The organism is Herbaspirillum lusitanum P6-12, from assembly GCF_000256565.1.
Taxonomy (GTDB): Bacteria; Pseudomonadota; Gammaproteobacteria; order Burkholderiales; family Burkholderiaceae_D; genus Herbaspirillum; species Herbaspirillum lusitanum.
In genome coordinates, this window is record NZ_AJHH01000572.1 from 1 (window position 1) to 1,576 (window position 1,576).

The 1,576-nt window shown below is 63.8% G+C and carries 2 protein-coding genes; one reads left to right on the top strand and one right to left on the bottom strand.

The window, feature by feature from the left end:
• Positions 1-264 (bottom strand): M81 family metallopeptidase (locus HLUSI_RS29580; RefSeq protein WP_040503672.1); only part of this gene is annotated, 264 nt, incomplete at its 3' end.
• Positions 265-526: 262 nt separating this feature from the next.
• On the opposite strand from HLUSI_RS29580, the gene HLUSI_RS29585 reads away from it, so the two are divergent.
• Positions 527-1,576: hydantoinase/oxoprolinase N-terminal domain-containing protein (locus tag HLUSI_RS29585; protein ID WP_016835439.1), on the top strand; the 1,050-nt coding region annotated here is incomplete at its 3' end.

A 1,576-nucleotide genomic window follows, 5' to 3' on the forward strand; every position in this document is an offset into this window, starting at 1 on the left:
GTCGCGCGTGACGCGACCGGATGGCCCGGCTGCGCACCACACAGTTGGAACCAAAGTGTGCGGCGTTTGCCGGGCGGCCGCAATGAAGCCTGCCATGGGGATATTGGACGGTGCCGAACCTGGCGCCGCGCTCATTTCGGGCAACAATGCATCGCCCTCCAGCAGACCGGGCCAGGTGTCGGCGGTGGCAAAGTCGGTCCATGTCGTCGGCGTGCGGGAGAACGTATTGGTTTCGTGTTGGAAACCGCCGATGGCGATGCGCATTCGATGCTTTCCTGATAATAAAAACGCGTGGAGCGAAGATTAAAACGACGGCTGAGGCATTGACGCTAGCAGATCGAGGAACGAAACTGCAAAGTCGCATGTCGCATAAGCTAACTCGGAATAGTTATTTTCGCTGAGTAGTACGAGATCCTACAATCGACATCTTTGCCTGCAAATCTTGCGGTCGGTCATCGGTGAGCGCATCGGCTCATTGTCTTGTCATCATGCAAACGCAGCAGGCAGTTTTCCTGGAGCATCCGTAGTGAATTCCGTCTCTTCGACCGGCGCGCGCATAGGTATCGACGTCGGAGGCACCTTCACCGACTTCGTCCTGTACGACACCCAACGCAGGCAACTCGCCTACCACAAAGAACCCAGCACTCCAGCCGATCCGGCCCTCGCAGTCCGTAACGGTCTGGCCGCGCTGATTGCGCAAAACGGATTGGCGCCGTCCGACATCGGCGTGCTGCTGCACGGCACCACCATCGGCCTCAACGCCATCATCCAGCGTCGCGGCGCCCGCGTCGGCCTGGTCGTCACGGAAGGTTTCCGCGACGTGCTGGAGATCGGCCGTGCGCGCATGCCGTCTTCGTTCGATTTCCATGCGACCCGCGAAGAACCGTTCCTGCCGCGCGAACGCGTGCTGGAAATCGGGGCGCGTTTCAATCGCGACGGCAACGTCACGCGCTGGCCCGACGCCGGGCAGATTGCATCGACGGCGCAGCAGATTGCGACACTCGACGTCGACGCCGTGGTGGTCATGTTGATCAACGGCTACCTGCAGCCGGAGCGCGAGGCCGAACTGGCCGCCGCCTTGCAGCAGGCGTTGCCGGCGCTGCCAGCGCGGCCAGCGACGACGCCCGCAATGCAGATAGCGGTCTTGTCGGCGGCGCAGACCTGGCCCGAGATCCGCGAATACGAACGCACCGTCGTGGCGTCGCTGAATGCTTACATACAACCGCTGATGCGCCGTTACTTCGAGCGTCTGGCGCAACTGGCGGCCGAACTGGGCGTTACTGCACCGATCCTGGTGACGGCGTCCAACGGCGGCTCGCTGTCGCTCAACGCCGCGCTCGGGCGTCCGATCGACACCGTCTTGTCCGGCCCCGCCTCAGGCGTGGTCGCAGCCGCGCGATTGGCGGTCGAGTCGGCGACGCCGCGCATCGTCACCTTCGACATGGGCGGCACCAGCAGCGACATTGCGGTCTCGCAGCACGGCCAGGCGGAGATGGTCACCCGCACGGAAATCGGCGGCCTGCCGCTGGTATTGCCGGTGGTCGGCGTATCCGCCATCGGCGCCGGCGGCGGCTCC